Here is a 24,304-nt window from a genome sequence, read left to right as displayed (position 1 = left end):
TTAACGACCTGACAAGCGCGTCGAAGCCGGGTTAGTCTGCCGCCATGGCATTACGGCTCGACAATCAAGGCTTCTCCGACGCGCTCGTCATTCTGGGATCGGCGGGAATCGTCATCCCGGCATTCGCGCGCTTTCGGGTCAGCCCGGTGATCGGGTTTATCCTGGTCGGACTGCTGGTCGGCCCGGCAGGACTGGGTTCGCTCGTCCCCCATGCGCCCTGGCTCTACTATCTGACGATCTCCAATCCGGAGTCGATCGAGCCATTCGCTGAGTTTGGCATCATATTATTGTTGTTCTCCATCGGTTTGGAGCTTTCTTTTCGCAGGCTATGGGCGATGCGTCGGCTGGTCTTCGGCACCGGCGCGGCGGAGCTGATCAGTTCGGCGACGCTGATCGGCGTCGCGCTCCACCTGCTCGGCCAGAGCTGGGCGGGAGCGATCGGGCTCGGCCTCGCATTGACGCTGTCGTCGACCGCACTGGTGCTGCCGCTGGTCGGCACGACCAGTCCGGTCGGGCGTGGTGCATTCGCGATGCTGTTGTTCGAGGATCTGGCGCTGGTCCCGATCATCTTCGCACTGGGCGCGATGGCGCCCACCGCATCGGACGAGGGGTGGGTCGGCATCGCTGGCGTCGCGCTGCGCGGCGGGTTGACCGTCGTCGCCATGTATCTGGGCGGCAAGTTCGTGTTGCCGCGCCTCTTTGCGCAGGCCGCGCGGACCAAGAGCCCGGAACTGTTCCTCGCCGCCTCTCTGCTGGTCGTCATCGTCGCCAGCGTCGCGACCACGGCGGCGGGGCTGTCGCCGATCGTCGGCGCGTTGCTCGCCGGTCTGCTGATCGCCGAGACCGAATATCATTCGGAGGTCGAGGTGATGACCGCCCCGTTCAAGGGGCTGGCGCTGGGCGTGTTCCTGATCACCGTGGGCATGAGCCTCGACCTGCGCCTGATCGCGAAGAATTGGGACATGCTGCTGCTCGCGGTCGTCGGCGTGGTCGCGACGAAGGCGATCGTCACCTATCTCCTGCTCCGCGTCGCCCATGCCCGGCGCGGCGTCGCGGCGGAAACCGGGTTGCTGATGGGAAGCCCGTCCGAAACCACGCTGATCGTCCTGGGGACCGCGGCGCAGGCGCAGTTGATCCTGCCGTCTACCGCCAGTTTCTGGCAGACGGTGACCGCGATCGGGCTGACTATCACGCCGCTGCTCGCCAAGGCGGGACGGGTCATGTCGCGGCGGATCGAGGCGCGGAGCGGCGATGGCCCCGCCACGCCCCCGACGGAGAATGACGGCGGGCGTACGGTGATCATCGGGTTCGGGCGTGTCGGCAAGATGATCGCGGACATGCTGACCGTCCATGGCCAGTCCTATGTCGCGGTCGAGGCGGATATCGATTCGGTCAACGAGGCGCGACGCTCGGGCTATCCGGTCCTGTTCGGCGATGTCGCCCGCGCCGAGCTGGTCGACCGGCTCAACCTGCCCGCCGCGCGCGCGCTGATCCTCACGATGGACGATCCCGTCCTGACCGTTCGACTGGCGCGACGCATCCGCGAGGCGGTGCCCGAACTGCCGATCATCGCGCGCGCGCGCGACATGGCGCACGCGACCGAACTCTACCGCGCGGGCGTCAGCGAGGCGGTGCCCGAGACACTGGAGAGCTCGCTGCAATTGTCGGAAGCGGTGCTGGTCGACCTGGGCGTCGCGATGGGACCGGTGATCGCGTCGATCCACGAGAAGCGCGACGAGCTGCGTCAGGTCATCCGGCGCGAGGCACAGTTACAGCGGGAGCCCAGAATCCGGCGACTGAGGCGGCTCGGGGAACAGGGCTGACCCCAATCCTCCCCAAGCTTGCTTGGGGAGGGGGACCATCGCGAAGCGATGGTGGAGGGGCTTTGCCCCTCGCCCCTCCACCACGCCCTACGGGCGCGGTCCCCCTCCCCATCTGACGATGGGGAGGAATTTGGTCAGCCCAGGCGGCCTAGCGCCGCATGGAGGCGGGCCGCTTCCGCCATCTTGTCGGCGTGGTCCGATCGCGCCTTTTCCACCGCCTCGGGCTTGGCGCGTTCGACGAAGCTGGCATTGCCCAGTCGTCCGCCCAGTGCGTCGCGCTCCTTCTCCACCGCCGCGATCGCCTTGGTCAGGCGCTGGCGTTCGGCGTCGAGGTCGATCACGCCCTCGAGCGGCAGGACGAAGGTCGCCTCGTCCACCACGACCTGCGCCGCACCAACCGAGGCTTCGCCTTCGGCCGCCTCGACACGGGCGAGCCGCGCCAGCGCGGAGGCCTGACGGACCAGTCGCGCTTGCGTATCGGCATGGGCCTCGCGGACATGCATCGGCAGACGCGCGCCCGGCGGCACGTTGAGTTCGGTTCGCGCGGCACGGATCTCGCTTACCAGACGGATCAGCCAGTCGATCTCGCGCTCGGCCTCCGGATCGAGCGCGCGGGCATCCGCCATCGGCCACTGGGCGACGATCAGATCGTGATCGCGCGCGCCCATGGCATGCCACAGTTCCTCGGTGATGAAGGGCATGAACGGGTGGAGCAGGACCAGAATCTGGTCGAGCACCCAGCCCGCCACCGCGCGGGTCTCCTCACCCCCCTCTTCGCCGCCCTGCAGGACCGGCTTGATGAGTTCGAGATACCAGTCGCAGAAACGGCTCCAGACGAACTGATAGATCGCGTTCGCCGCGCCGTCGAAGCGGTAATCGGCAAGCGCCAGATCGACCGCCTGCACCGTCTTCACGGTTTCGGCGATGATCCACTTGTTGACCGCCAGGCTGGCGTTCGGCGCCTCCAGCGTGGTCGACGCGCCGATGCCGTTCGCCTGGGCGAAGCGCGCCGCGTTCCACAGCTTGGTCGCGAAGTTGCGATAGCCCTCGACCCGGCGTTCATCCATCTTGATGTCGCGGCCCTGGCTCTCCATCGCCGCCATGAAGAAGCGCAGCGCGTCGGCGCCATATTGGTCGATCAGGCCCAGCGGATCGACCGTGTTGCCCTTCGACTTCGACATTTTCGAGCCGTCGGCGGCACGGACGAGCCCGTGGAGATACAGGGTCTTGAAGGGCACATCTTCCATGAAGTGCATACCCTGCATCATCATCCGCGCATCCCAGAAGAACAGGATGTCGAAGCCGGAGATCAGCACGTCATTGGGGTAACGCCCCGCCAGCGTCTTGTCCCCGGCGTCGGGCCAGCCAAGCGTCGCGAAGGGCCAGAGCGCGGACGAGAACCAGGTGTCGAGCACGTCCGGATCGCGGGTCAGGGCGACGCCCTCACCCGCCTGGCCTTGCGCCTCTTCCTCGGTCTCGGCGACGAACACGCGGCCATCCTCGGCGAACCACGCCGGAATCTGGTGCCCCCACCAGAGCTGGCGGCTGACGCACCAGGGCTGGATATTCTCCATCCAGTTGAAGAAGGTCTTCTCCCACGCCTGCGGCACGATCTTGATCCTGCCCGAGCGGACCGCCTCGATCGCGGGCCGGGCCAGCGTCTTGGCATCGACATACCATTGGTCGGTCAGCCAGGGTTCGATCACCACGCCCGACCGATCGCCGAACGGCGTCTGGATCGTGCGCGGCTCGGCGTCATGCTCCTCGCCGTCCTTGTCGATATGCGGGATCAGGACGCCCTCGTCCCTCAGCCGCGCGACCACGGCCTTGCGCGCCTCGGCGGTCGACAGGCCCAGGAACGCGTCCGGGATCAGTCCGTCAGACGTCTGGCAGATATGCGCCTTGGCATCGAGCATGTTGAGCATGTCGCGCGCCTCGATCCCTGCGCGACGGCCGACCTCGAAATCGTTGAAGTCATGGCCGGGCGTGATCTTGACCGCGCCAGATCCCAATTCCGGGTCGGCATGTTCGTCGGCGACGATCGGGATAAGGCGACCGGTGATCGGCAGACGCACCTGCCTGCCGATCAGCGCGGTGTAGCGCGCGTCGTCCGGATGGACCGCGACCGCCATGTCGGCCAGCATCGTCTCAGGGCGCGTCGTCGCGACCTCGATGAAGCCCGAACCATCGGCGAGCGGATAGCGCAGCCGCCAGAAGCTGCCCTTCACTTCGCGCGTCTCGACCTCCAGGTCGCTGATCGCGGTTCCCAGCCCCGCGTCCCAGTTGACCAGCCGCTTGTCGCGGTAGAGCAGGCCTTGGGCGTGCAGCTCGACAAAGACCTTCAGCACCGCCCGGCTGAAGCCCTCGTCCATCGTGAAGCGCTCATTGGCCCAGTCCATCGAACAGCCTAGGCGGCGAAGCTGGCCGGTAATCGTGCCACCGCTCTCCGCCTTCCAGGCCCAGACCTTTTCCACGAACTGCTCGCGGGTGAAGTCGGTGCGCTTCTGGCCTTGCGCGTTCATCTGACGCTCGACGACCATCTGGGTCGCGATGCCCGCATGATCGGTCCCCACGACCCACAAGGCGTCCTTGCCCTTCAACCGGGCATGGCGGACGAGGATATCCTGCAACGTGTTGTCCAGCGCATGGCCGATATGCAGGTTGCCGGTGACGTTGGGCGGCGGGTTGACGATCGTCCAGGGCTCGGCATTGGGGCGGTCGGGGCGGAACAGGCCCTTTTCCTCCCAATGGCCGTACCAGCGGGCTTCGATTGCGGCGGGGTCGAACGTCTTGGGCAGCTCAGTCATGGCGCTGCCTTAATCAGCCTGAGGCTGGGACGCCAGATGCTATCAGGTTCTCGCGCCCGGCCGGTCGAGCACCGCGCGGATCCGCTCGTTCAGCTCGGCGCGGCGATAGGGCTTGCGGATCAGTTCATAGGACCTGGCGCCATCGTCGATCGCCTCGTCGGCATAGCCGGTCGTCAACAGGATGCCGAGACGCGGATAGTCGCGCCGCACCGACTGCGCCAGCGCGACGCCGTTCATTCCGCCCGGCATCAGGATGTCGGTGAACAGCAACTGGAAGTCGCCGTCGCGCGCCAGATGGTCCAGCGCCTCGCGAGCGCTGCGCGTCAGGACGACGTCATAGCCGAGATCCTCGAGCATCGACTTGCCCAGATCGCCGACATCGTCCTGATCCTCGACCATCAACACCCGCTCCGCGCCGCCGCTCCGCGCGGGCTGGACAGCCGGGGGCCGCCGCTCGGACACGCCAGCCGCGCGCGGGAAATAGAGCGACAGGACGGCGCCTTCGGAATCGCCCGGCTCGACCGCCGCAAGGCCACCCGACTGGCGCATGAAGCCATAGACCATCGCCAGACCCAGACCGGCCCCCTTCCCCATCTCCTTGGTCGTGAAGAAGGGGTCGAAGATCTTGTCGGCGATCTGCGGATCGATACCCGGACCGTCATCGGCGATCCGCACGACGACATATTCCCCGGCGTCCAGATTGGCGGGACCGTCGGGCTTGTCGGCGGACTGGATCATGTTGCGGGTCGAAATCGTAATCTCGCCGCGATGGTCGGTTCGACCGATCGCCTCGCGCGCATTGGTCACGATGTTGAGCAGCGCCATCTCCGCCTGGACGGGATCGATGCGGCAATTCCAGAGATTTTCCTCCAGCCGCTGGCGCAATATCACCGCCTCGCCCGCCGTGCGGTTCAGGATCGGCCGGAAATCCTCGATCAACTGGTTGAAGTTGAGCAGCCGGTCGCGCAGTTCCTGCTTGCGCGCGAAGGCGAGAAGCTGCTGGGTCAGCGTCGCGCCGCGTGCCGCCGCCGCGCCGATCGCCTCGACCGCGCGGCGCCCGCTCCGGTCGGTATCGCTGATCCGCGCCTCCAATATGTCGGAATAGCCGATGATGACCTGCAACAGGTTGTTGAAGTCGTGCGCGATGCCGCCGGTCAGCTTGCCGACCGCCTCCATCTTCTGCGCCTCGTGCAACGCATCCTCCGCCTCGCGACGGCGGGAAATGTCGAGCTGGCTGCTGAAGAAATACACCAGTTCGCCCGCATCGTCATAGACCGGGGAGACGAACAGCGCGTTCCAGAAGGTCGAACCGTTCTTGCGATAGTTGAGCAGTTCGACCGCGATCTCGTCGCGTCGTTCGACGGCCGCACGCACCTGCGCCACGACCTCGCGATCGGTTTCCGGCCCCTGCAGGAACCGGCAATTGGTGCCGAGAATCTCGTCCTCGGAATAGCCGGTCATGAAGCTGAACGCTTCGTTGCAGAAGACGATGGGGTTGTCGGGCTGACGCGGATCGGTGACGATCATCGGCATCCGCGTGGTCTTCACCGCCGCAAAGAAGATGTCCGACTGCCCCGAATGCGGCTGGCGCGCATCCGAGATGGGAGGCGACGACACGTGCGAACGCGTCGACTTTTCGGCATCGGGCGTTTCTGGCGTGACCGTCATGACCACCGAACCCAGCGCGGCGCGCACGGTTCCGTCCTGCGCCCGGACGTTACCCCGAAACGACGGAACCGCGGCGTCATGAAGGACTTAGGCCGGATCGACATTCAGGTTATTCTCCCCTCTCCCCTGGACAGGGGAGAGGGTTAGCGAAGCTTGCCAGCGTGCTGGCTAGCGCAGCTTGGGTGAGGGGTTGAGCGAGCCTCAAGGCTCGCGCGCTCTTCGAGCGCTTCACCCCTCACCCAGCTCCGACTAGGCCTTTGCTACGCAAAGACCAAGTCTGCGCAACCCTCTCCCCTCTAGGAGGGGCGAGGGATGGACAGGCATGGTTGAATGTCGATCGGGGGGCCTAGTGCCCTTCGCGCGTGATCCGTGCGATTTCGCGGGCGACCATCGATTCGACCATCGACGGCAGATTGCTGTCCAGCCACTCACGCAGCATGGGACGGAGCATCTCGCGGACCAGACCTTCCAGGGTGCCGTCGCTGCTCGGTTCGGGCTTGACCATCATGCGGCTGAGCGCCTCCAGAGAACCACGGCTGGCTTGAGCCGCGCGAGGCGACACGATCGCCTCTTCGCTAATGACATTGGACGGTGCCTCGACCTTGGCGGCCGGGGCCGTCGGGGCGGGCGTGGCGACCGGGGCGGGCTGCGGCGCGGCGACCTGCTGGACCGGCTCCGGCGCGGGAGCCATCGCCGCTTCGACCATCGGGCGAAGCGCCGATTCGGCGGCACGGGCGGCGGCGGCCTCAACCTTCATGCGGAGCGGCATCGGGTCGCTCAGCTCCAGCACCTCGGGCGATTCGCCCTCGTCGACCGGCGCGGGGACGGGGCGCGGCTGGCGACGCTGACGCGCAGGCACCTCTCCCTCCTCGGCGATGATCCTTTTGATCGAGGAGAGAATTTCCTCCATCGACGGCTCGGCGCTGACATCACCCATGACCGCAATCCCCATTGAAGCCCCCCAGGACCCCTGCCGACGTCATTGCCGGCTCGGTGCCGATGCACCTGTGGTTAATGCGGGGCTCCTGTCAACAGGCGCGTTCACATCTGCGTCGAGAGGACGTGTGATTGCAGCGGTTTGCGCGGGTGTTCCCGCCGTCGTACCGGCCACCGGCTCGGGCTCGCCGTCCCCGCCCCAATCGCTGATCTTGTTGCGGACCCGCCGATAATTGGCGACCGGATCGTAGAGCGCGCCGCCGTCGAGCCCCAGGTCCCGCGCCTCGGCATTGCCCATCGCGGCGATCAGCGCGAAACCGGCGACATAGGCGTCACGCCTGGCGGTCACCAACGTCACCTGGCTGTTGAGCAGTTCCTGCTCGGCATTGAGTATGTCGAGCACCGTGCGCGTGCCGACGCTGTTCTCCGCGCGCACGCCCTCCAGCGACAAGGAATTGGCCTGGACGGCCGACTCGGCGGACTGGATGACCTGTTGCGACGACTGCCACACCGCATAGGCGGAGCGGACCTGCGCCACGACCTGCCGCTCGGTGCCGGTCGCATTCTCCAGCGCCTGGCCGCGCAGCGCCTCTGCCTGGCGGACCTGCGCCGCAGGACGGCCGCCCTGGAACAACGGCAGGGTCAGCTGCGCGCCGACGGTGGCGTTGATTCCCGATGTCGGGACGTTCGGCACGTTGAGCGAACCGAGATAGTTGAAGTAATTCCCGCTCGATACCGCCGCGATCCGGGGCAGTCGGTTGGCACGCGCGACGCCGATGTCATAGCGCGTGGCGTCCGCCGACCGGCGCGCCGCGATCAATTGCGGATTCTGGTCGAGCGCGACCGCCACCGCCTGATTGGGCGAAGCGGGCAGCATCGGGAGCGCGGGCGGCTGTTCGAGACCGACCGGCGCGACGCCGACCACCGCGACATAATTCTCCCGGCTGGAGATCAGATTGGCCTGGGCCGACTGAAGCTGTGCGCGCGCCTGCGCCAGACGCGCCTCCGACTGCGCGACGTCGGTACGTGTCAGATCGCCGACCTGGAACCGGTCGCGCGAGGCGCGCAGGTTCGTCTGGAGCACATTGACGTTGACCGTGTTGAGATTGACGATTGCCTCGTCGCGGATGACGTTCATATAGGTGGCAACGACATTGGTGAAGAGATCGGCCTCCACCCCGCGAAGCTGCGCCCGCCCGGCATCGACCCGCGTCTCCGCGGCGCGCACCGCGTTCTTGACCGCCCCGCCCTGATACAGCGGCACCGACAATTGCAGTGCGCCGGTCCCGAGCCGTTCAGGGTTGAGGAAGTTGTTGTTCGCGACGACGATATTGTCGGTGATCTGCGCCTGCGACTGGAGCGACGGCAGGCCGCTGGCCCGCGCGATCGGGACATTCTCATCGGTGGCGCGCTGCGCCGCGCGCTGACCGGTGATCGCCGGGTTTGACTGGTACGCCCGCACCATCGCCTCGCGCAATGTCTCCGCCGAAGCCGCTCCGGCCAGCAACAAAGCCGAGCCGATCAGAACGCCGGAGGTGAGCGAAGACGTCAGGTGCAGGCGCATGGTCCCTCAGAACTGGAAGACGCGAGGACGGGCGAAGCCCGGCAGGATGGTGCATTCGGCATCGGCGAAGGCGCGGACGCCGTGGCCGCCTTCGGTCCGGCGACCGCTGGCCAGTCGGGTGACGCCGTTCTCGACCAGACCGGTGACGATGCGGCCGCCGATCTTGACCTGCTCGACCAGGGCGGCAGGCAGGTCCTCGACCGCGCCGTCAATCACCAGCACGTCATATGGCGCGCCCGCTTCGTGGCCCGCGGTCAGCGGCGCTTCGACCAGCGTGACATTGCTCTCGCCCGCCAGCGCGGTGCGCGCGGCGGCGACCAGTTCGGGCTGCTCCTCGACCGCGACGACATCGGCGACGATGCCGGACAGCAGCGCGGCCGTGTAGCCGGTGGCGGCGCCGATCAGCAGCACGCGATCCCCGGACTCCAGATAGGCCTCGGTCAGCAGGCGACCCGTCGCCATCGGCAGGTTGATCGCACGACCGTGGCCGAGGTCCAGCGTGCCGTCGCGATAGGCGACCGGGCGCAGTGCCTCGGGCGTGAAGTCCTCGCGCGGAAGGCGCGCCATCGCGGCCACGACCCGCTGGTCACTGACGGCGGTGGTGCGCAACTGGCTAGCCACCATCGCGTGCCGCATCGCGTTGAAATTCGAGGAGTCAGTGCTGGTCGTCATCATGGCTCATCCCTGTCGCACAGCCGTTTTAGTTGTGCAATACACTAAATTGGTTCCCGCCGCTTCTATCGCGCAAGGCCATATCCGCCAAGCGGACTGGTTAGTGCGCCTGCCGCAATTTGGCGAGATCGACCGGATCATAGCGCTGAGCAGGGTGCGCGAATGACCATCCGCAGCCACGCGGGCATGATCAGGACATCATCGCCGAAGCGGTTCTGCGCTTACGTCGGGCATCGGCCAATGAGGCGACGACGAAAGTCATGAAGGCGGAAAATGCCGCCGCCAGCAGATAGGTCGTGTAGGCACCGCTATATCGGCTCCAAACCGCAGCCAGCGCGTAGGTCAGCCACGCGCTTACGACATAGCAAGGCAAAGTATGCCGCCCGATACATGCGAGCGCTCGCAACGGCGCGATTTTCGAAAGGGCGGGGACGAGCGCCAGCAGACCGCCATAAAAGAACATGATCAGCGCCGCGTGCATAAGACGCAGAGCTCCCATGTTACCTTTGGACGTTAGAAGGGCGTAATCGGGAATCGCCTGCTCGACATGCAAAACCTTGAGCAGCGCAAATGCAATCACCGCCGTGAAAAGCGCGGCGACAGCGATCCAATTGCGGTGAAAATATCGGAACGTGATTTCATGCCCCCGAGCTGAACCAAATACCATGGGCAAGAAGAACACGATCTGCCACGCGGCGGGATTGAAGTTCCATTCGAATATCTTGGGATCGAACAGCCGCAACGCGGCGGCGAGCTGGCATAAGGCCCAGACCCCAACCGACAATGCTACGAGTGACGTCGCAGATCGCCGATGGAGCCACAGCGCGGCAGGGGTCAAGATCATCAATATGACGTAGAGCTGGAGCACATCCAGAAGCGCCGGCGCACGCAACAGCGTGAGAAACTGCAATAGCCCGAGCCATGGCCGTTCCTGCAACGTTTCCGCATGCCAGGACGAGGCCTCATGGGGGCTCATCAAGGCCAGGAGCGGCAATGTCGCCAAGAACAATAGGAGATTATACACGTACAGCTTGCGCGCACGTTGCAATACGGCTCGGGCGCCATCCCGCCTCCGACTGTACACGAAGCCGACCATATATCCCGACATCGCGACGAACGTTGCCGCCGACGAAGAGTAGCCCAGATGCGTTGGCGTCGGGATGTCGATATATTCGAGGCCGTAGATCCGGAAGGCTACGCTGACATGGTTGATCGCGATGACGAGCATGGCAAAGCCGCGGATGATATCCAGCCGCGTCTCGCGCTCAATTCCGCCGCTCGCCATCTCGCCCTCCCAAGCGATTATTAGGACAGGCCTCCTGCACGACCACACGGGATCAAGACCAGCGGCTAATCAATTGAATTGTCCCAAAAAGGGGCCGATTGACCAAAGCCGATCAGGCGCCCCTCTCGCCATCGCGTCTCGACTGGGCCACGCCCGATGGCCGATCCGGGCAGGCGGCGCGCGTCATATTCCAAGACTCCGCCGATGGTCTGCGGAGCCCTGATATTTGGCAGCGCCTTGAGGTCGGTGCCCTGCTTCTCCAGCCCATGGGGCGCTTGGCCTCAAGCCGGTCCGAATCGACAAAAGGGCGTACTTTTTGAGGACGACGGCCTACTCGCGGTTGACAGCGGATCAAAAACCGCAGAAACGCCCGCCTCCCACGCATCGAGGCGCGATGGCGGAGTGGTGACGCAGAGGACTGCAAATCCTTGCACCCGGGTTCGATTCCCGGTCGCGCCTCCAGATGACGATACCCGTGTTGCCGCCACCCATGAGGCGGAACGGCAAGCAGAATGTGCTGACCGGCAAAGGGGCGGGTTCTTCCGATAGCGCGATGAGCGTGTACCGTTCGGCGCATGTTGAACGATCACGATCGCGTCGAAACCACGCGGGGCCCCGTCCATGGGACGGTCAAGGACGGCGTGCGCCACTTTCTCGACCTCCCTTATGCCGCCGCGCCGGTCGGGGCGAAGCGATTCGCGCCGCCGTCCCCTGCCGCGCCGTGGGGCGACGTGCGAACCGATATAGTGCCCGGCGCCAACGCACCGCAGGTGACGCGCGCCGCGCCGGGGCTGGACGCCGCGCCGCTGATCGGAACCGGTTGGGTGAAGGGTGACGACTATCTGACGCTGAACGTGTTGCGTCCGGCCGACGACCGGACCGGCCTTCCGGTCATGGTGTTCGTGCATGGCGGTGGCTTCATCGTGGGCAGCAAGGATGCGAGCGTCCAGAACGGCGCCAGTTTCGCGCGTGACGGGATCGTCTATGTCGCGATCAATTATCGCATGGGGGTCGACGGTTTCCTGCCGATCCCCAGCATTCCTACCAATCTGGGACTGCGCGACATGCTTGCGGCGCTCGCCTGGGTGCGCTCGGAGATTGCCGCATTCGGCGGGGATCCAGCCAATATCACGCTGTTCGGCGAGTCCGCGGGGGCGATGGCCATCGCCGATCTGGTCACCTCTCCTCTGGCCAAGGAATTGTTCCGGCGTGCGATCATCCAGAGCGGACACGGCGCGATGACCCGCCCGATCCCGGTCGCGCGCCGACTGGTCGACAGGCTCGCCAAGCTTCTGCGGATCGCGCCGACCCGCGAAGGCTTCGCCGCGATATCGACCGAGGACATGCTCGCCGCCGTGGAGACGGTATCCGCCCCGACCGCGCGGATCGACCTTCGCGATGCGGAGGGCCGCGAACCCGTGTTCGGCATCAGCCGGTTCGTGCCCGTCCATGGCGACGACGTCCTGCCCGAGCCGCCGCTCGATGCGCTGCGCAAGGGTGCGGGCGCGGAGATCGACATATTGATCGGCAGCAATGCGGAGGAGATGAACCTCTACCTCGTGCCGAGCGGCGTCCGCGCCAGGATCGGTCGCCTGCTTGCGTGGTTCGTGCTGCGCCGGTCGCAGCCCAAGGCGTGGCGCGTCCTCAATGCCTATGGCGCGCGGCACCGCCCGGCGGGGATGGCCCTGACCGAGGCGATGAGCGATCTGGTCTTCCGCTGGCCCGCACGGCGGTTCGCCGAGGAGCATCGCGGGCGAACCCATGTCTATGAGTTCGATTGGCGGTCGCCCGCCTTTCGCGGCGAGCTCGGCGCATGCCATGCCGTCGAATTGCCGTTCGTCTTCGACTCGCTCGCCTCGACCACGGGCCCGACCGGGCTGCTCGGCGAGAACCCGCCACAGGCGCTGGCCGATCGCACCCACCGGCTATGGGTCGATTTCGCGCGTGACGGGACATTGCCCTGGGCGCCGTTCGACCGGGAGACCCGCCAGGTCTATCGGATCGCCGCCGATGCCGTGGTGCATGAGCCGCGCATGGCCGCCGCCGACTTTCTGCCCTGAGGAGCGCCCCGATGTACGCAAACCGTTTGTGCCTGGATGGCCGCACCGCCTTCGTGACCGGCGGCGGCCAGGGAATCGGCCTGGCCTGTGCCGATGCGCTGGCCGAATTCGGTGCGCGCGTGACCATCGCCGACCGCGACGAGGCGATCCTGGAACGCGGCCTGACCGACTTGCGCGACAAGGGCTATGACGTAGAGGGGGTGGTGCTCGACGTCACGCGCAGCGCCGAGGTGAGCGCCATCGCCGACCGATTGGGCGGCGCCGATATTCTCGTCAACAATGCCGGCATCGCGCGCAGCGAGACCGCCGCCGAGGAGGTCGCCGACGAGCATTGGCTGAACGTCCTCGACGTCAATCTGAACGGCACCTTCTGGTGCGCGCGGGCCTTCGGGCGGCACATGCTGGCCAGGGGCAAGGGCGCGATCGTCAATATCGGCTCCATGTCGGGGTTCATCGTCAACCGCCCGCAACCGCAAAGCTATTACAACGCGTCCAAGGCGGCGGTACACCAGTTGACCAAGAGCCTGGCCGCCGAATGGGCCGATCGGGGCGTGCGCGTCAACGCGGTCGCACCGACCTATATCGCGACACCGCTCAACGCTTTCGCGGACCGATCGAGCGAGATGTATCGCCGCTGGATCGACGGAACGCCGCAGGCGCGGCTCGGCGAGGCGCGCGAAGTCGCGTCGATCGTCCACTTCCTGGCCAGCGACGCCGCCAGCCTGATGACCGGCAGCATCGTACTGGCCGATGGCGGTTATTCCTGCTGGTAGGCCAAGTGCGAGAGCCGATCGGCATAGTCGGCCGACCTTTCATATAGGTCTGAAAGACGGCATAGCTATCTGACAGGTGGACGACCACGATCCACCATAGTCGGAGAGGTTCTGCATGCGTCGTTCGCTGTTCGCGCTGTCCACCGCGCTCGCCCTCGTCATCCCGGCCCTGGCCGCCGCTCAGACGAGCGATCCTCAGGGGGCCGTATCCACCGACCGGGGAACGGCGGGGGATCCGCAAACCGACAGCCGGACCGCCGCCGACACGCCCGCCTCCGACGTGGTGGTCACCGCCCGCCGCCGCGAGGAGCGGCTGCAGGACGTGCCGATCGCCGTCACCGCGATCACCGGCGACACCATCAAGCAGCAGCAGTTGGTCGTGGTACGCGACGTCGCGGCCTATACGCCGGGTCTCAACATCAATTCGGACTCGGTGGGCCGCGCCTTCGTCTCGATCCGTGGCATCGGCACCACGCTGATCGACACGGTTCAGCCGGGCGTCGGCATCTTCATCGACGGCATCTATCAGCCGAACACGACCTACCTCAATTCGCCACTGGTCGATGTCGCGCGGGTCGAAGTGCTTCGCGGTCCGCAGGGTACGCTGTTCGGCAACAATACGCTGGGCGGTGCGATCAACGTCGTCACGCGCCAACCCTCCAACGAATGGCAGGGCCGTATCGACGGCGCGCTGGCGGGCGGCGACAACTACGCCTCGGTCTCGGGCAGCGTCTCCGGCCCGATCGTCAAGGACGTGCTCCAGTTCCGGATCGGTGCGGCCTATCACACCGAGGACGGGTTCCAGCGCAACCTGCTGGCGGGCGGCGATCAGAACCCGCTGGAAACCAGGAGCATCAACGGCACGCTCCGCTTCGTCCCGGCGTCCTGGGCGCGCTTCACCCTGAACGGCAGCTATGACCGGGTATTCGGTGGCGCGACCCCCTATTTCAACGTGCAGGGTCCGCGCGACTATACGCTGGACGGCCGCACCAACCAGCGCAGCCTGGCCACGATCGACTATTATGCGGCCAACCTGAAGGGCGAGTTCGACGTCGACAGCCTGAAGACCACGATCACCGCGATCGGCGCGTATAACCAGTCCGACTATAGCGGCGCGGGCGACGCCGATTACAGTCCGTTCGATTTCTTCCGCTCGACCAGCAACCGCACGCTCAAGACGTACACGGGCGAGGTCCGCTTCGACACCAAATGGAGCAGCCGATTCACGACGTTGATCGGCGCCTTCTACGCCAAGTCGAATACCGACAGCAGCGGCACCACCACCGTCGTGCCCGCCAACCTGACCGTGCCGTCGTCGGCGACCGCCGAGAACGAGAATATCGCGTTGTTCGGCACCGGCTTCCTGGATCTGGGCGACGGGCTCGATCTGGCGGTCGGCCTGCGATACGACCATCAGCGGCTGAGCGCGTCGACCGCCGGTCTTCCCGCCGCCTACAAGGCCGATCAGTGGCAGCCGCGCGCGACGCTGACCAAGCGCTGGACGCCCGATTTCATGACCTATGCCTCGGTCGCGCGCGGGGCGCGTGGCGGCGGGCAGAACGGTCCGGGCGCGCCGAACCTGATCTACAAGGGCGACACCGTCTGGACCTATGAGATCGGGTCGAAGGCATCCGCGCTGGACGGCCGACTGACCGCCAATGTCGCGGCCTTCTACAACGACTACAAGAACTTCATCGGCGCGAACGCGCTGGCGCCCTCGACCATCCTGAACCCCGCGACCGGCCAGCCGGTCGGGTTCGTCGCGATCAACCTCAATTCGGGCGATGTGCAAAGCTATGGCGCGGAGGCGGAACTGTCGTTCAACGTCACCCGGCTGTGGCGGCTCTATGCCAACGCGACGCTGCTCCACGCGCGGGTGACCGACGCCGGCGAATTCCGGGCGACGACGGGCTATGCCTATCCCGGCGACCGCATCCTGTTCGTACCCGATGCAAACTATGCCGTCGGCACCAATGTCCGCTTGCCCTTCCACCGCGATCAGGCGCTGGTCCTCGACGCCAATGTCGTCGCCAAGGGCAGCCGGACCGGCGCCTCGCTCGACGCCGCCTCGGTGCCGGTGCTGGCCCCCTATCACCTCGTCAACGCCTCGCTAACCTGGTCGGGCGGTCCGCTCGACGTCGGGCTGTTCGCGACCAACCTGTTCGACGAGAAATATCTCGAGACCTATCTCGACTCCTCGCTCCTTCGCCGCGCCGGGCTGCCCGCGCCGCTGGTTTCCAACCTCGCCGTCCAGACGCCGCGCCGCCGCGTCGGTCTGCGCGCCACGGTCCGTTTCTGACATGGAACACACCCCCCGCCCCCTTCGCCGTCCGTTGAGCGAGACGTTCGTCGCGACGCTCGAGCATCGCTTCGGCCCGTCGCTGGATCTCGGCGAGAGCATCCGCCGACAGCACGGCACCAGCGAGGCGCATTTCGCCGAAGCGCTTCCCGAAGCGGTCGTCTTCGCGCGCTCGACCGAGGATGTCGCCGACTGCGTCCGCCTCTGCGTCGCGGCGGGGGTGCCGATCGTGCCCTTCGGTGCGGGCACCTCGATCGAGGGCAATGCCCTGCCCATCCATGGCGGCGTCTGCATCGACCTGTCGCGCATGGACGCGGTGCTGGCGATCCGGCCCGAGGATTTCGACTGTACGGTTCAGGCGGGGTGTCGACGCGAGGCGCTGAACGCCGATCTGCGCGACACCGGGTTGTTCTTCCCGATCGATCCGGGCGCCAATGCGACGATCGGCGGCATGGCCTCGACCCGCGCGAGCGGCACCAACGCGGTACGCTACGGCACGATGCGCGAGGCGGTCCTGTCGCTGACCGTCGTCACCGCCGATGGCAACGTCATCCGCACCGGCACGCGCGCGCGCAAGTCGGCGGCGGGCTACGACCTGACGCGGCTGTTCGTCGGGTCCGAGGGCACGCTCGGCATCATCACCGAGGTGACGCTGCGCTTGCATCCGATACCGGAGCAGATCTCCTCGGCCGTCTGCGGATTCGAGACGCTTCACGGCGCGGTCGACACCGTCGTTCAGGCGATCCAGTGCGGCATCCCCCTCGCCCGTGTCGAGATCCTCGACGACCGGCAGATGGCGGCGGTCAATCGCTGGTCGAAGCTCGATCTGCCCGAGGTGACGACCCTGTTCTTCGAATTCCATGGCAGCCCGGCCGGGGTCGCCGAGCAGGTCGAGACGGTGGCGGCGCTGGCGGAGGCGAATGGCGGTGGCGCCTTTGCCTGGTCGAACAAGCCGGAGGAACGCGCCCGGCTGTGGAAGGCGCGGCACGAGGCCTATTATGCGGCGGTCGGCGTGCGGCCGGGGGCGGTCGGCTGGACCACCGATGTATGCGTACCGATCAGCCGCCTGCCCGAATGCATCCTGGCCACCCGCGCCGACATCGACGCGGGGACCGTGCCCGCGGCGATCCTGGGGCATGTCGGCGACGGCAACTTCCACGTGATCTTCGCGATCGATCCCGCCGCCCCTCACGAATTCGCCGAGGTGGAGGCGATCAACCGGCGGCTGGTGGAGCGTGCGATCGCGATGGACGGCACCTGCACCGGCGAACATGGCATAGGCCTGGGCAAGCAGGACTGGCTGGTCGCCGAGATGGGCGACGCGGTGGAGACGATGCGCGTGCTGAAACGCGCGCTCGATCCCGCCAATCTGATGAACCCCGGCAAGATCTTCGCGCTGTGACCGCCGCCGTGATGACCGCCCCGCGCGGCGGCGCCACGCGCGCCCTGCCCTCGCTGCTCGCGCTGACGCTCGCGATGGCGATCGGGTTCACCATGATGGGATCGTTCGGCACGGTTCAGGAAAGCGCCAAGGCCGAACTCCACCTGAGCGACACGATGCTCGGCGTGATCCAGGGCGTCAGCGCGGCGGTGGCGCTGGTCGTCTGCTCGATCCCGATCGGACTGTTGGTCGACCGGTTCAACCGGGTGCGGCTGCTGCTGGCGCTGGCGGTGTTGTGGACGCTCGGCACGATGCTGACCGCGATCGCGGGCAGCGCGACCATATTGTTCCTCGCCCGAGTCCTCACCGCGACCGGCACGACCGGCGCACTGACCTGCGCGCTGTCGCTGACCGCCGATCTGTGTCCGCCGCAGCAGCGCGGGCGGGCGATGCTGCTGGTCAATCTGGGCAAGATCATCGGCATCGCCGCCGCCTTCGCGGTCGGCGGCACGCTGTTCGGCTTGATCGAGCGTGGAGCCATGCCGTCGATCGGCGCGCTGACACCATGGCGGGGCGTGCATGTCGCGATGGGTCTGGCGGGGCTTGTCCTGATCCTCCCGCTCGCCCTCTTGCGCGAGCCCGCGCGGCAGGAGGTCACCGCCGCCAGCGGTGCGCCCCTGGGCGTCATGGCTCGTGAGCTATGGGCGCGCCGGGCGTTCCTGGCGCCGCTGTTCGTCGGTCAGGTCGCGGTCGTCATGGCCGACAACGCCGCGCTGGTCTGGGCCGCACCGGTGCTGACCCGCCGCTTCGGCCTGCAACCCGCCGACTTCGCCGGATGGATGGGGGCACTGGTCCTGGGCAGCGGCTTCATCGGCACGCTGCTCGGCGGATTCGCCGCGGATTACGGACAGAAGAGCAAGCGACGCGGCAGCCTGCTCCTCGGCGCGGTGGTGGCCGCCATCATCGGCGTTCCCGCCGCCCTTTTTCCCGTCGCACCGGACACGGTGTGGTTTGGCATCGCCTTCGCCGTCCTGTCGCTTTGCGGCGCGATCACCGGCCTCATCACCTCGGTCGCGCTGACCGTCCTGATCCCGAACGAATTGCGCGGGCTGTGCATCGGCGCATTCATCGCCTTCGCCGGGCTGATCGGTTTCGGCATCGCGCCCTCGCTCGTCACCGCGATCAGCGGCTGGCTCGGTGGCGAGGCTCGACTTGGGTCCGCGCTGGCGATCGTCGGCGTCGCGACCGGTGTCCTGGCCGTCGCGGGTTTCGGCATGGCGATGCGAACGGCCCCACGAAATGCTGTTGACGAACCTATCTGAAAGGTTCAGCGTGACGGCAACAAGGGAGGATGGGATGACCCTGAAGCAACGGATCGACGTTTCGCCGGACATGCTGTCCTTCGTGGGCGGCGGCGCGGTGGAGATGGTCGATCTGCCACCAGGCGCGCTGGTCCTCTGCTTCCGCCTGGGCGATGCGCCGGTGATCCGGATCGGCACGGACATGGACGATGCCGAAGACGCGGTGGTCGTGCTGGCGGTGACCGCCGATGCCTGTCACCGGTTGTTCGGATCGGTGCCCGCACCGTGCCGGACCTGGCATCTGCCCGCCGACCTCGCCCTGCTGGCCGTTGCGATCCGCGACTGTCCCTTGGCGGAGCCCGCTCGCCGGGCATTGCGGCTCGCCAAGAGTATCGAATTGCTATGCGCGACCTTCACCCATCTGGGCGCCGGGGCGCTGATCGCGGCGACGGGAACGCGTGACCTGTCCGAGCGCGATGCCGCGCGCCTCGCGGCCGCGCGACGGCTGGTCGACGAACGGTGGCAGGAGAAGCTGACGCTCGACGGCATCGCGCGGGCCTGCGGACTCAACCGCGCCAAGCTGACACGCGGCTTTCGACAGGTCTTCGGCTCGACCGTGGCAGACGCGATCGCGACCCGCCGTCTGGAGGGGGCGCATCAATTGCTGATCGCGACCGATCTGCCGGTATCGTCGATCGGCTATCGCTGCGGCTATTCCAACAATGCCAGCTTCACCCGCGCCTTTTCGCGCCGCTATGGTGTCGCGCCGACCCGCGTGCGCCTGATGGACGTCGCGGCATGACCCCGGCCATCCGCATGGCCGATGGCGGCTCGCTCGTCGACCGCGCCGTCCGGCAGATCCGCGACCATATCCGCAATCAGGACCTCAAGGTCGGCGACACCCTGCCCGGCGAGGCGAAGTTCGCCGAAGAGCTGGGCGTCAGCCGGGCGGTGATGCGCGAGGCCTTCGGCGCGCTCGCGGCGCTTCGCCTGATCGATGTCGGCAATGGTCGCCGCGCGCGCGTGGGGGCGATCGACGGATCGGTGATGGGCACCTCGCTCGACCATGCGGTCTCGACCGCGCAGGTGTCGGTCGGCGAAGTCTGGGAGGTTCGGCGCACGCTGGAGCTGCGCACCGCCGGGCTCGCCGCGCTCAACTGGAGCGGCGACGATGCCGGTGCGATCGTCGGCGCGGCGAAGGCCATGCAGGCGGCCTCCACCATCGAGGAGGTGACCCAGCACGACATCGTCTTTCACCAAGCGATCGCACGGGCGAGCGGCAACATGCTGTTCCTGCAGATCGTGCGATCCTTCGCGCCGCTGATGACCGTCGCCGTCCCTCGCGCCTGGGACACGCGCGATACCGAATCCGCTCGTGCCGAGGTTCTCCACCGTCACCAGCAGATCGCCGAAGCCATTGCGGATCGCGATGCCGATGCCAGCACCGCGCTGATGGACGCGCATTTCGATCACGCCATCGCAAAGGTGCTGTAACCGGCAGGTCGCCGTCACTCGGCGGGCAGCGACTTCAGGCGCGCCTCGACCAGCGGGGCGATGCGGTCGGCGACACGGTCGACACCGCGCGCATTGGGGTGGACGCCGTCGGGCAACATAAGCTGCCGGTTGCCGAGGACGCCCTGAAGGATGAAGGGATCGAGCACCGCGTCATGCCCCCGCGCGAGATCGGGCCAGATCGCGTTGAAGCGCGCGGCATAGTCGGGACCGAGATTGGGCGGTGCCATCATCCCGGTGAGCAACACCGGAATGCGACGCTTGGCCAGTTCGTCGAGCATCGCGGTCATGTTCGCGCGCGTTTCCGCCGGGCTCAGCTGACGCAGCACGTCGTTACCGCCCAGGCCCAGCATCACGAGGTCGGGCTTGGGGCTCAGTCGATCCAGCGTATAGGCCAGGCGGCGACGGCCATCGGCGGTCGTATCGCCCGACACCCCCGCATTGACCACGGTCGCATTCATGCCCTGCGCCCCTAGACGCGCCTGGATCGCGTCCGGCAAGCTCTCGCCCCGACGCAGGCCGTAACCCGCATAGAGGCTGTCACCGAACGCCAGGACCGTCCGCTTCGGCCCCGTCACCGCGACCTTCGCGCTCGGTGTCGGACGGGGGGCCGGTTCGGCGATGTTGGATACGGCGGCGGCATCGTCGCGCGGCGCCTGGCAGGCGGATAGCAACGCCGCTTGGATAAGTGCGGCACCGGCCGCATAAGGCGTCTTCGACATCGTCTCTTTCGGAATCCTCGGCCACATGATCGCACCCGATATGGTCATCCGCGCGTCGGATGTAAGGTTGACGCTGGGCGGTGCCGCCCCGGTCGAGATCCTCAAGGGCGTCGACCTGGCCGTCGCCGAGGGGGAAAGCCTGGCGCTGCTCGGCGCTTCCGGATCGGGCAAATCCTCGCTGATGGCGATCCTGGCGGGACTGGAGCGCCCGACCTCCGGCCAGGTCATGGTCGCGGGGATCGATTTCGTCGCCATGGGCGAGGACGGGCTGGCCGTTGCGCGCCGGGGTCGGATCGGGATCGTTCTCCAGGCCTTCCACCTGCTTCCGACGATGACCGCGCGTGAGAATGTCGCGGTGCCGATGGAGCTGGCGGGCGACCGCGACGGGTTTGCCCGTGCCGAGGCCGAACTCGCCGCGGTCGGGCTGTCGCACCGGCTTGACCATTATCCGGCGCAATTGTCGGGTGGCGAGCAGCAGCGGGTGGCGATCGCCCGCGCGCTGGCCCCCCGCCCCCGCATCGTCTTCGCCGACGAACCCACCGGCAATCTTGACGCCGCGACCGGCGCCCGGATCATGGACCTGCTGTTCGAGCGACGCGCCGCGACCGGCGCGACGCTGGTCGTCATCACCCACGACTCCGCACTCGCACAACGCTGCGACCGTGTCGTCGCGCTGGCCGATGGCCGGATCGTCGCATGACCGGCTGGCCGCTGGCCTGGCGATTGGCGCGACGCGAATTGTCCGCGCGCTTCCGGGGACTGCGCCTGCTGTTGCTCTGCCTCTTCCTCGGGGTTGGCGCGCTGGCCGCGATCGGCAGTCTGGGTCAGGCGATCGATCGGGAACTGGCGGCACGCGGACGCGGCCTGCTCGGCGGTGATGTCGAATTCTCGGTCTCGCAACGTCTGGCCGATCCCGCGGAACTGTCGGCGATGGCGGCGAGCGGTCGGGTATCGGAAACCGTCCGGATGCAGTCGATGGCCGTGACCGCCAGCGGGGCGACCGCACCAATTCAGCTCAAGGCGGTCGACCGCGCCTATCCCCTATATGGCCGACTGACGCTGGCCGACGGGCGGACGGTGACGGCACCGGCGGACGACATGGTGTGGATAGGCCGCGCGCTGGCGGAGCGTCTGGGAGTCGCACCGGGGGCCATGCTCCGCTTCGGCACCGCCAGCTTCCGCATCGGCGGCATCATCGGCGACGAGCCCGATCGGCTCGGCGAGGGCTTTACGCTGGGGCCCGTCGCGATCCTGTCGCGCGCCGGACTCGACCGGACGGGTCTGATCCAGCCGGGCAGTCTTTATGACACGCGATACCGGATCGCCGCGTCGGGTGATCCCGCCCGCATCGCCCGTGGCTTCGAACGTCGCTTCGCCACCGCCGGATGGGAGAGCAAGACCCGCGACCGCGCCTCGCCGGGGGCCAGCCGCTTCATCGCACGGATGGGCGAATTCCTGACGCTGGTCGGGCTCGCCGCGCTGGTCATCGCGGGGATCGGCATCGGCAACGGGGTCAGTTCCTATCTCGAGGCGCGACGCGACAATATCGCCACGCTCAAGATCCTGGGTGCGACGTCGGGCATGGTCGCGCGCATCTATCTGCTCCAGCTTCTCAGCGTGTCGGCGACCGGCATCGGGCTAGGTATCGCGGCGGGGGTCCTCGCGGTGCCTGTTGCCGGAGCGGCCATGGCCCGGCTGTTGCCGGTCGCGCCGGGACTGGTCATCGTGCCCGGCCCGCTGTTGCTGGCGGGTGCCTATGGGCTGCTGATCGCCCTCGCCTTTTGCGCACCTCCCCTCACGGCGGCCGGTCGCATACCGGCGGCCGCGCTGCTTCGCGGTGCCCTCGACCGACGTTCGGGCGGCGGCTGGCGGGGTATCGCCTGGGCGCTGGCGGCGGGCGTGCCGATCCCGGTGCTGGCGCTGGTGACGACCGAGCGCCCAGCCTTTACCGCCGCCTTTCTCGGCGCGACCGTCGCAAGCCTTGCCATATTGTTCGGCATCGGCGCGCTGATCCGTGGCATCGCCGCGCGTGCCCCCCGCCCGCGCCAGCCGCTCGCCAGGCTCGCTCTGTCCGCGCTGCATCGCCCCGGCGCGCGGACCGTATCGCTCGTCGTCGCGCTGGGGCTGGGGCTTACCCTGTTCGTCCTCCTCGCAACCATAAGGACGAGCATCGACGGCAATATCCGACAGTCGATCCCCGACCGCGCGCCGACGCTGTTCGCCCTCGACGTACCACCGGAGCGCGCGGGAGAATTCCGACAGATCATTCGCAGGCTGGTGCCGAGCGCGCGGATCGCGACCGTACCGCTGATGCGGGGTACGATCACCGGCTATGGCCGGACCCGCGTCGCCGACCTGACGACCATCCCCGAAGGCGCCTGGGCGCTACGTGGCGAGCGCGGGCTGACCTTCGCATCGACCCTGCCGCCCGGCAGCACGTTGACCGCCGGGCATTGGTGGTCCGCCACCGAAGCACGACAGAGCCTGGTTTCCGTCGACGAGCGACTGGCCAGTGCCTTGAATCTCAGGATCGGCGATCCGCTGACCATTTCCGTGCTGGGGATCGAGCGGACCGCACGGATCGCCTCGTTCCGCCGGATCGCGTGGGACACGCTCGGCTTCAATTTCGTCATGGTCTTCTCGCCGGGAGCGCTGAGCGACGTGCCGCATAATCTGGCGGCGACGATCGACATGCCCGCCGCCAAGGCATCGGCCGTCACCGATGCGCTGCTGCCACGCTTTCCCTCGACGTCGGTGGTCGAGGTCGGATCGGTCCTGCGCCAGGTGCAGGAGATCGTCCGTCAGGTCGCGACCGCCATCACCGCCGCAGCCGGTGTCGCGGTCGTCGCCGGCCTGGCCGTCCTGCTCGGCGCGATCGCGGCGGCCCGTGCCGCTCGCACCTATGACGCCGTCCTGCTCAAGGTCCTCGGCGCCACCCGTCGGCAGATCCTGCTCAGCCAGGCAATCGAATATGCGTTGCTGGTTGGCGCGGTCAGCGTGACGGCGCTGATCCTGGGAACCGCCGGGGGCTGGTTCGTCGTCACCCGCGTCTTCGAATTCGACTGGCTGCCAGACTGGTCCCTCGTCGCCGCCGTGCTGGCGCTCGGCGCGGGCGTGACCATGGCGATCGGTCTGCTCGGTACACTCCCGGTCCTGCGTGCCCGCCCAGCCAAGGCGTTACGTCAGCTATAGCTCGTCATCCCCGACAGAGGGTGTCCGGCCACACAAACGATCCGACATCCGATCGATTCCGCCGTGAACCAGCCGTCATGTCGGCGAGCAAACACGGTTCACCACCGCCAAGCGTGATCCCCCGCGCAGGCGGGGGCCCCGTGTTCGGAGCGGACGCCGTCGCGCCCCTCAGTCGAAGGCTCGGTATCGGACGGCTGGCGCGGTGTCTGGACGCGAAAAAGCCCGCCTTGGATGGGGCGGGCTGTGTGTGGTGTGGTTGCGGGGGCAGGATTTGAACCTGCGGCCTTCAGGTTATGAGCCTGACGAGCT

The 24,304-nt window shown here is 67.2% G+C and carries 17 protein-coding genes and 1 tRNA gene; 11 read left to right on the top strand and 7 right to left on the bottom strand.

Translation table 11 applies throughout. The features are described 5' to 3' along the window. The first annotated feature begins 44 nt into the window (after positions 1 to 44). Positions 45 to 1,823, top strand: coding sequence for a cation:proton antiporter domain-containing protein (locus tag LRP66_RS13745; protein ID WP_230483169.1), 1,779 nt, complete (start codon positions 45 to 47; stop codon positions 1,821 to 1,823). Between the two features lie 134 nt (positions 1,824 to 1,957). Here LRP66_RS13745 and LRP66_RS13740 read toward each other — a convergent pair whose 3' ends face one another. The 6 genes from LRP66_RS13740 to opgC all read right to left on the bottom strand — a co-directional run bounded on the left by LRP66_RS13740 (position 1,958) and on the right by opgC (position 10,755). Then, positions 1,958 to 4,630 carry a valine--tRNA ligase gene (locus LRP66_RS13740; protein ID WP_230483168.1) on the bottom strand — a complete coding sequence of 891 codons (2,673 nt, stop codon included), beginning with the start codon at positions 4,628 to 4,630 and terminating at the stop codon, positions 1,958 to 1,960. Positions 4,631 to 4,672: 42 nt separating this feature from the next. Next, on the bottom strand, positions 4,673 to 6,325 hold the full coding sequence (locus tag LRP66_RS13735) for a histidine kinase famiy protein (protein WP_329959276.1): 1,653 nt from the start codon (positions 6,323 to 6,325) through the stop codon (positions 4,673 to 4,675). 319 nt (positions 6,326 to 6,644) lie between these two features. Further along, positions 6,645 to 7,235: a DUF2497 domain-containing protein gene (locus LRP66_RS13730; RefSeq protein WP_230483167.1), complete on the bottom strand. Its 591-nt coding sequence runs from the start codon at positions 7,233 to 7,235 to the stop codon at positions 6,645 to 6,647. A 42-nt stretch (positions 7,236 to 7,277) separates the two neighbouring features. Next, positions 7,278 to 8,798, bottom strand: a complete 1,521-nt coding sequence (locus LRP66_RS13725; protein WP_230483166.1) for a TolC family outer membrane protein — start codon at positions 8,796 to 8,798, stop codon at positions 7,278 to 7,280. Between the two features lie 6 nt (positions 8,799 to 8,804). Beyond that, the gene (locus tag LRP66_RS13720; RefSeq protein ID WP_230483165.1) at positions 8,805 to 9,473 is read right to left on the bottom strand and encodes a protein-L-isoaspartate O-methyltransferase family protein; all 669 of its coding nucleotides are present in this window, start codon (positions 9,471 to 9,473) and stop codon (positions 8,805 to 8,807) included. Positions 9,474 to 9,660: 187 nt separating this feature from the next. Further along, a complete protein-coding gene (gene opgC / locus LRP66_RS13715; protein ID WP_230483164.1) occupies positions 9,661 to 10,755 on the bottom strand; it encodes an OpgC domain-containing protein in 1,095 nt (364 codons plus the stop codon). A gap of 388 nt (positions 10,756 to 11,143) precedes the next feature. On the opposite strand from opgC, the gene LRP66_RS13710 reads away from it, so the two are divergent. The 8 genes from LRP66_RS13710 to LRP66_RS13675 all read left to right on the top strand — a co-directional run bounded on the left by LRP66_RS13710 (position 11,144) and on the right by LRP66_RS13675 (position 20,063). Beyond that, positions 11,144 to 11,217 (top strand) — tRNA-Cys (locus LRP66_RS13710). Positions 11,218 to 11,330: 113 nt separating this feature from the next. Continuing rightward, a complete protein-coding gene (locus LRP66_RS13705; protein ID WP_230483163.1) occupies positions 11,331 to 12,815 on the top strand; it encodes a carboxylesterase/lipase family protein in 1,485 nt (494 codons plus the stop codon). Between the two features lie 11 nt (positions 12,816 to 12,826). Further along, positions 12,827 to 13,588, top strand: a complete 762-nt coding sequence (locus tag LRP66_RS13700; protein ID WP_230483162.1) for an SDR family NAD(P)-dependent oxidoreductase — start codon at positions 12,827 to 12,829, stop codon at positions 13,586 to 13,588. Between the two features lie 115 nt (positions 13,589 to 13,703). Beyond that, on the top strand, positions 13,704 to 15,887 hold the full coding sequence (locus tag LRP66_RS13695; protein WP_230483161.1) for a TonB-dependent receptor: 2,184 nt from the start codon (positions 13,704 to 13,706) through the stop codon (positions 15,885 to 15,887). Position 15,888: 1 nt separating this feature from the next. Beyond that, a complete protein-coding gene (locus LRP66_RS13690; RefSeq protein WP_230483160.1) occupies positions 15,889 to 17,289 on the top strand; it encodes an FAD-binding oxidoreductase in 1,401 nt (466 codons plus the stop codon). Further along, positions 17,286 to 18,590 carry an MFS transporter gene (locus LRP66_RS13685; protein WP_230483159.1) on the top strand — a complete coding sequence of 435 codons (1,305 nt, stop codon included), beginning with the start codon at positions 17,286 to 17,288 and terminating at the stop codon, positions 18,588 to 18,590. Before LRP66_RS13690 ends, LRP66_RS13685 begins: the two co-directional genes overlap by 4 nt. Positions 18,591 to 18,624: 34 nt before the next feature. Then, positions 18,625 to 19,371 carry a helix-turn-helix domain-containing protein gene (locus LRP66_RS13680; protein WP_230483158.1) on the top strand — a complete coding sequence of 249 codons (747 nt, stop codon included), beginning with the start codon at positions 18,625 to 18,627 and terminating at the stop codon, positions 19,369 to 19,371. Then, entirely contained in the window at positions 19,368 to 20,063 is a 696-nt protein-coding gene (locus LRP66_RS13675; RefSeq protein WP_230483157.1) for a FadR/GntR family transcriptional regulator, read from the top strand. Before LRP66_RS13680 ends, LRP66_RS13675 begins: the two co-directional genes overlap by 4 nt. 14 nt (positions 20,064 to 20,077) lie before the next feature. On the opposite strand, the gene LRP66_RS13670 is transcribed toward LRP66_RS13675, so the two are convergent. After that, a complete protein-coding gene (locus LRP66_RS13670) occupies positions 20,078 to 20,803 on the bottom strand; it encodes an arylesterase (protein ID WP_230483156.1) in 726 nt (241 codons plus the stop codon). A gap of 25 nt (positions 20,804 to 20,828) precedes the next feature. On the opposite strand from LRP66_RS13670, the gene LRP66_RS13665 reads away from it, so the two are divergent. Beyond that, positions 20,829 to 21,503: an ABC transporter ATP-binding protein gene (locus tag LRP66_RS13665; RefSeq protein ID WP_230483155.1), complete on the top strand. Its 675-nt coding sequence runs from the start codon at positions 20,829 to 20,831 to the stop codon at positions 21,501 to 21,503. Further along, positions 21,500 to 23,995 (top strand): ABC transporter permease, encoded by a 2,496-nt coding sequence (locus tag LRP66_RS13660; protein WP_230483154.1) that lies wholly within the window; start codon positions 21,500 to 21,502, stop codon positions 23,993 to 23,995. The genes LRP66_RS13665 and LRP66_RS13660 overlap by 4 nt, the downstream gene beginning before the upstream one ends. Positions 23,996 to 24,304: the final 309 nt, after the last annotated feature.

Source organism: Sphingomonas sp. Leaf21, from assembly GCF_916858675.1.
GTDB lineage: Bacteria > Pseudomonadota > Alphaproteobacteria > Sphingomonadales > Sphingomonadaceae > Sphingomonas.
Note: the sequence above shows the minus strand (reverse complement) of the source record. Positions and strands in the feature narration are given on the sequence as shown.

What these genes read in the sequence shown, in the direction of transcription:
- LRP66_RS13745 (WP_230483169.1), top strand. Translation starts at nt 45, where the DNA reads ATGGCATTACGGCTCGACAATCAAGGCTTCTCCGACGCGCTCGTCATT.
- LRP66_RS13740 (WP_230483168.1), bottom strand. Translation starts at nt 4,630, where the DNA reads ATGACTGAGCTGCCCAAGACGTTCGACCCCGCCGCAATCGAAGCCCGC.
- LRP66_RS13730 (WP_230483167.1), bottom strand. Translation starts at nt 7,235, where the DNA reads ATGGGTGATGTCAGCGCCGAGCCGTCGATGGAGGAAATTCTCTCCTCG.
- LRP66_RS13725 (WP_230483166.1), bottom strand. Translation starts at nt 8,798, where the DNA reads ATGCGCCTGCACCTGACGTCTTCGCTCACCTCCGGCGTTCTGATCGGC.
- LRP66_RS13720 (WP_230483165.1), bottom strand. Translation starts at nt 9,473, where the DNA reads ATGATGACGACCAGCACTGACTCCTCGAATTTCAACGCGATGCGGCAC.
- opgC (WP_230483164.1), bottom strand. Translation starts at nt 10,755, where the DNA reads ATGGCGAGCGGCGGAATTGAGCGCGAGACGCGGCTGGATATCATCCGC.
- LRP66_RS13705 (WP_230483163.1), top strand. Translation starts at nt 11,331, where the DNA reads ATGTTGAACGATCACGATCGCGTCGAAACCACGCGGGGCCCCGTCCAT.
- LRP66_RS13700 (WP_230483162.1), top strand. Translation starts at nt 12,827, where the DNA reads ATGTACGCAAACCGTTTGTGCCTGGATGGCCGCACCGCCTTCGTGACC.
- LRP66_RS13695 (WP_230483161.1), top strand. Translation starts at nt 13,704, where the DNA reads ATGCGTCGTTCGCTGTTCGCGCTGTCCACCGCGCTCGCCCTCGTCATC.
- LRP66_RS13690 (WP_230483160.1), top strand. Translation starts at nt 15,889, where the DNA reads ATGGAACACACCCCCCGCCCCCTTCGCCGTCCGTTGAGCGAGACGTTC.
- LRP66_RS13680 (WP_230483158.1), top strand. Translation starts at nt 18,625, where the DNA reads ATGACCCTGAAGCAACGGATCGACGTTTCGCCGGACATGCTGTCCTTC.
- LRP66_RS13675 (WP_230483157.1), top strand. Translation starts at nt 19,368, where the DNA reads ATGACCCCGGCCATCCGCATGGCCGATGGCGGCTCGCTCGTCGACCGC.
- LRP66_RS13670 (WP_230483156.1), bottom strand. Translation starts at nt 20,803, where the DNA reads ATGTCGAAGACGCCTTATGCGGCCGGTGCCGCACTTATCCAAGCGGCG.
- LRP66_RS13665 (WP_230483155.1), top strand. Translation starts at nt 20,829, where the DNA reads ATGATCGCACCCGATATGGTCATCCGCGCGTCGGATGTAAGGTTGACG.
- LRP66_RS13660 (WP_230483154.1), top strand. Translation starts at nt 21,500, where the DNA reads ATGACCGGCTGGCCGCTGGCCTGGCGATTGGCGCGACGCGAATTGTCC.